At 65.1% G+C, this 4,794-nt stretch carries 5 protein-coding genes and 1 pseudogene; 2 read left to right on the top strand and 4 right to left on the bottom strand.

Annotated features, from left to right (window positions below; all coding sequences use genetic code 11):
* Positions 1–433: pseudogene (locus tag CVM52_RS23645) on the bottom strand (MFS transporter); the annotation flags it as partial.
* Between the two features lie 49 nt (positions 434–482).
* A complete protein-coding gene (gene clpS, locus CVM52_RS23640; RefSeq protein WP_240621059.1) occupies positions 483–803 on the bottom strand; it encodes an ATP-dependent Clp protease adapter ClpS in 321 nt (106 codons plus the stop codon).
* A gap of 116 nt (positions 804–919) precedes the next feature.
* On the opposite strand from clpS, the gene CVM52_RS23635 reads away from it, so the two are divergent.
* Together CVM52_RS23635 and CVM52_RS23630 are read left to right on the top strand one after the other, a co-directional pair.
* Positions 920–1,621 carry an HAD family hydrolase gene (locus CVM52_RS23635; RefSeq protein ID WP_100164787.1) on the top strand — a complete coding sequence of 234 codons (702 nt, stop codon included), beginning with the start codon at positions 920–922 and terminating at the stop codon, positions 1,619–1,621.
* A 223-nt stretch (positions 1,622–1,844) separates the two neighbouring features.
* On the top strand, positions 1,845–3,389 hold the full coding sequence (locus CVM52_RS23630) for a D-alanyl-D-alanine carboxypeptidase family protein (protein ID WP_100164786.1): 1,545 nt from the start codon (positions 1,845–1,847) through the stop codon (positions 3,387–3,389).
* 15 nt (positions 3,390–3,404) lie between these two features.
* On the opposite strand, the gene CVM52_RS23625 is transcribed toward CVM52_RS23630, so the two are convergent.
* On the bottom strand, positions 3,405–3,731 hold the full coding sequence (locus CVM52_RS23625; protein ID WP_100164785.1) for a hypothetical protein: 327 nt from the start codon (positions 3,729–3,731) through the stop codon (positions 3,405–3,407).
* Positions 3,724–4,794, bottom strand: a 1,071-nt coding sequence (locus CVM52_RS23620; protein WP_133119960.1) for an OmpA family protein, incomplete at its 5' end; no start/stop codon positions are given. The genes CVM52_RS23620 and CVM52_RS23625, both read right to left, overlap by 8 nt.

The raw sequence follows: 4,794 nt of genomic DNA, 5'->3' as shown, positions 1-4,794 counted from the left end.
TGACAAAGCCCTCGACCGGGCGCGGCGGTGCCTCGTGCCAGTCGGCGAAGGCGGCGGGCGCGGCGGCGGTCCAAAACAGCTTGCCATGGGCCTTGGACAGCGGCGCGCTGACCGGCCCGCGCTTGCGCATGTCTTTCAGGATGCCGTCGATGCCGTCGGTCTTGGCGCCGTCGATGATCACCGGACCGTCGGTCAGCTCCATCGCCTGCGCGATCACCGCCCGGGCCCGCGCCTTGGCGCGCGGCAGGCAGACCAGCGCGGCGGCAAATCGCGTGTCGCCGGCTTGTACGCGGCAGGTATAGCCGGCGGCGCGGAACGCGTCGTGATCGGGAAACACCGGCTGAATCACCACCGCCCGCGCTTTGGGCAAAACGCTCAGGTCGGTTCCGGCCACTGGCAGGAACACCGCGATCGCCCCGCTCTCCGGCAGCACGAGGCCGCCCGTGGACAGGGCCAGGTTCAGACGGGCGGATACGGAAATGTCAGTCTTCCTTTTCCATCGTGCACTGCAACGGGTGCTGATGGCGGCGGGCAAAATCCATCACCTGCCCAACCTTGGTTTCGGCGATTTCGTGGCTGAAGACGCCGACAACGGCAACGCCCTTCTTGTGCACGGTCAGCATGATTTCGAAGGCCTGCGCGTGATTCATGCCGAAGAAGCGTTCCAGCACATGCACGACGAATTCCATCGGCGTGTAATCGTCGTTCAGCAACAGCACTTTGTAGAGCGGCGGCCGCTTGGTTTTCGGCCGCGTCTCGATCATGATCGAGCTGTCGCCGTCATCCTCTGGCTTCTTGGTCATTTTCAAAGGCAATAGCTGCATCGCGCGCGTGGTATCCGGACAAACTCAACCATCTGGGTTCACCGTGTATATAATCTTAATGCAAGATTCGAAAAGAGAACGAAAGCAGGTGGCGGATGCCGGCCCGGATTACGACTGTCGGTTTTGACGCCGACGACACACTTTGGCACAACGAACGGGTGTTCCGGCTGACCCAGGAACGCTTTGCCGCGCTGCTGGCCGATCATGCCGAACCGGAACATCTGGCCGCGCGTCTGCTGGCGGCCGAGCGGCGCAATCTGGGCCATTACGGGTATGGCATCAAGGGATTCACCCTGTCGATGATCGAAACCGCGATCGAGGTCACCAATGGCCGGGTACCGGCGCCGGTGATCGGGGATTTGCTGGCGGCCGGGCGCGAGATGCTGGCGCATCCCATCGAATTGCTGCCGCATGCACGCGCGGCGGTCGAAACCCTGGCCGGCAGCCACCGGGTGGTGCTGATCACCAAGGGCGATCTGCTGGATCAGGAACGCAAGCTGGCCCAGTCGGGGCTGGGTGACCTGTTCGACGGGGTCGAGATTGTCTCGGACAAGACGGCGGACCGCTATGCCGAGATCTTCGCCCGACTGGGCGACGGCCCCGCGCGGGGGGTGATGGTGGGCAATTCGATGAAGTCCGACGTGTTGCCGATGATCGCGGCGGGTGGCTGGGGGGTGCATGTGCCGCACGATCTGGTGTGGGATCTTGAACATGCCGAGGCGCCCGAGGATGGCGAACGCTTTTGCCAGCTGGACAGTCTGGAGGGGCTGGGCGCGCTGGTGGACCGCCTGGGCTGAGCGGGCATTTCGCGCGCGAGATTCGCCACAATTCCGCCACAATCGCCGGTATGGGTGCCCCGATATTGCACACCGCAACATCTTGTCGGCGGCGTCGGGAGGAATTTAGCTTCTTCCTGCAAGCTCTAGGTTTATTTTATATTTTCCCTGTGCTAGCTTCGCCTCACAAATCAATACGTCAGCCGGAAAACCGGCGGCACCAGGCAGAACGAGGCAAATCATCGTGCAGGTACGGCGGAACAGCTCCGCCCGTTTGGGCGTGTATATTTTCACTGCGATCTGGTTTCTTGTGGTCCTGCCGCTTAGCGCGGTAGCAGCCCCTTACGCGGCTTACGTGATCGACGCACGTACCGGTGAGGTTCTACATGAATCCAACGCGGATACACGGCTTCATCCGGCGTCCCTGACCAAGATGATGACGCTTTATATTGCCTTCGAGGCGGTGCGTAACGGTGAGATTTCCCTCGACACCAAAGTGCGCATTTCTCAGCATGCAGCGTCCGAGCCCCCGTCGAAGCTCGGCCTGCAAGCGGGGTCTTCGATCTCGCTACGTTACCTGATCCGGGCCGCCGCGATCAAATCGGCGAATGACGCGGCCACCGCGATTGGCGAAGCGATCAGCGGCAGCGAAGCCGCTTTTGCCCGCCGTATGACCCGGACCGCCAAAGCGCTGGGCATGACCCGGACGACTTTCAAGAACGCCCATGGCCTGACGGAGGAGGGCCACCTGTCGACCGCCCATGACATGACCATCCTGGGGCGGCACCTGATTTACGACTATCCGGAATATTACAACCTGTTCTCGCGCAGCAGCGCCCATGCCGGGATCAAGACGGTCACCTCGCACAACCGGTTGCTGCAATCCTATAAAGGCGCCGACGGCATCAAGACCGGCTATACCCGCGCGGCGGGCTTCAACCTGACCGCCTCGGCCCAGCGCGGCAACGAACGGGTGATCGCCACCGTCTTCGGCGGCAAATCCTCGACCTCGCGCAATGCCAAGGTGGCTGAACTGCTGGACCTCGGCTTCCGCCGGGCGCCGTCGCGGGCACCGCTGCAAAAGCCGGATACGCCGGAATATATCGGCAAGGAAAACGTGTTTGTCGCCGGCGCGGTGCATTCCAGCCTGCGCCCCAAGGCGCGCGCGCCGCAACAGCCGCTGCTGGTGGCCGATGCGGTTGAGGCGGTGATCGAATCGGTCGGCGACGCCGTCCCCGCGACCGAAACCGTTGCCGAGGCGGTGGCCGATACCGCCACCACCCTGACCGCCAGCACCAGTGAGACAGTGCAGGCCGCGGTCGAGGCCACCGTGGCCGAGGTGGATGCCGCCGCAAATGCCGCACCCCCCGTCACCGCCGCCAGCGCCGCGATTGGTGGCACCGAGGCCGCGCCCTCTGTTGCCCTGCGCCCCGCCGCCCGCCCCACCGATCTGGTGCTGGTCTCGGCGGTGGCGGCCGAACCCGAGGAAGCCGGCAGCGCGCTGGATGATGCGGGACAAGAGATCGTGACCCGCCTGTCCACCTCGGGCGGGCATCACTGGGGCATCAATGTGGGCCGCTATGGCAGCGAATACCAGGCCGAGAAGGTGCTGCTGCGCACGGCGCTGACCGAGATGGCGACGCTGGATGGCGCGCTGCGCAAGGTGGCCCGGTCGCCGCGCGGTTTTGATGCCAATTTCCTCGGCATGACCCGCGAACAGGCCGACCTGGCCTGCCGCCGCCTGCAGGCGCGCAACGTGTCCTGCTTTATGATCGGGCCGTCGTCGTAACCCCGGCTTGACGGCTCAGCCGGCGCGGGCGCGGTCGGCAATCGCGCGCAGTTCCTCGGCCTCGCGGCGGGCATGGCGCAGCCCCTCCATCGCGGCGGACAGTTCCGCTTCGGTCTGGCTCAGCTGGTTGGACAGTTCGGATTCGCGCTGTTGGAGATAGGTGATCGCCTGGTCGCGGGTTTCTTCCGCGTGATGCAGTTCCTGGCTCATCCGGTCCAATTCGCCCACATCCTTGGCGCTGACCCGAGTAAAGCGATGCACCAGCCAGTTGGCGAACCAGCCCAGGGCAAAGGCGGCGAACAGGATGATCGCCGTGGTGATAATGAATTCGTTTCTATTCATCGTCGGTGTCTTCGCCCTCGGTTTCGGATGACTGCGCGTCATCGGCAGCCTCGGAAGACGTTACGGCCTGCTGCGCCACGCTTTCAAGCGTGGTCTGCACTTCGCGCGTCGGGGCGGGGCGGATCAGCCGGAATTCGATCCGCCGGTTGGCCTCGCGCCCGGCTTCGTCATCATTCGAGGCGATCGGCATCGTCTCGCCATAGCCCATGGCGGTATAGCTTGCGGTCAGCACCCGCCGCGCCCGCAATTCCTTCAGCACGGAATCGGCGCGGTCCTGGCTGAGTTGCTGGTTCATCGAGCTGCGGCCCTGGCTGTCGGTATGACCCTGGATTTCCAGCCGGATATCGCCGCATTCGGCGAGGATTTCGGCGATGGTGTCCATGGTGTCGCGCGAGACATCGTCGATGGTGGCCGAGCCGGGCTCGAAGCTGATCTTGCCGGTAATGCGCTGCGCCTCGGCGATCTCGGCCTCGCAGATTTCGGGGGTTATCGCCTCTTCCGGCGGTGGCGGCGGCTCTTTGTAGGCGATGTCGAGGTCGAAATTCTGCGCCTCGCCCAGCCGGTCGGACAGCATACCCGCCACCTCGGCCGGCGTGCCCTTGCGCGAAGAGATGCCGCGCACCACCACGTTGTCGGGGGTGACCGTGACCGCGCCGTTGACCATCCGCGACAGCGCCTCGATCCCGGCCAGCACCCGCACCGGCCAGTCCATCGGCAGGCCGTCGGTGGTGCGCGCGGCGGTATAGACACTGGCCGAGCCGAACCGCGCCTTGGCATAGCTGTCGGCCATGTGCTGCAGGTTCTCGTCATTCAGCCGCCCGCGCAGCTGCACCTGGCCCTCGGGGCTGAGCGTGGCGACAAATTCCGGCGGCCCGGCCTCGGGTTCGCCCGGCGGCGGCGGCAGCACCGGGTGCAGCGCAAAAACCTCGGGCAGCGCGGCTTCCAGCTCGCCCACCACCCGGTCGAAGGTGGAGGGCGTGGTGCCCTCGGCGGCGATCAGCGTGATGTCGGCATCGGCGAAGGTGACCGAGCCCTGGCCCAGTTCGGCCAGCGCGGCCAGGCT

The organism is Pseudooceanicola lipolyticus (assembly GCF_002786325.1).
GTDB lineage: Bacteria > Pseudomonadota > Alphaproteobacteria > Rhodobacterales > Rhodobacteraceae > Pseudooceanicola_C > Pseudooceanicola_C lipolyticus.
Note: the sequence above shows the minus strand (reverse complement) of the source record. Positions and strands in the feature narration are given on the sequence as shown.

Bases quoted from the DNA above. Each gene is read 5' to 3' on its own strand.
- CVM52_RS23625 (WP_100164785.1), bottom strand. From the start codon at position 3,731: ATGAATAGAAACGAATTCATTATCACCACGGCGATCATCCTGTTCGCC.
- CVM52_RS23635 (WP_100164787.1), top strand. From the start codon at position 920: ATGCCGGCCCGGATTACGACTGTCGGTTTTGACGCCGACGACACACTT.
- clpS (WP_240621059.1), bottom strand. From the start codon at position 803: ATGACCAAGAAGCCAGAGGATGACGGCGACAGCTCGATCATGATCGAG.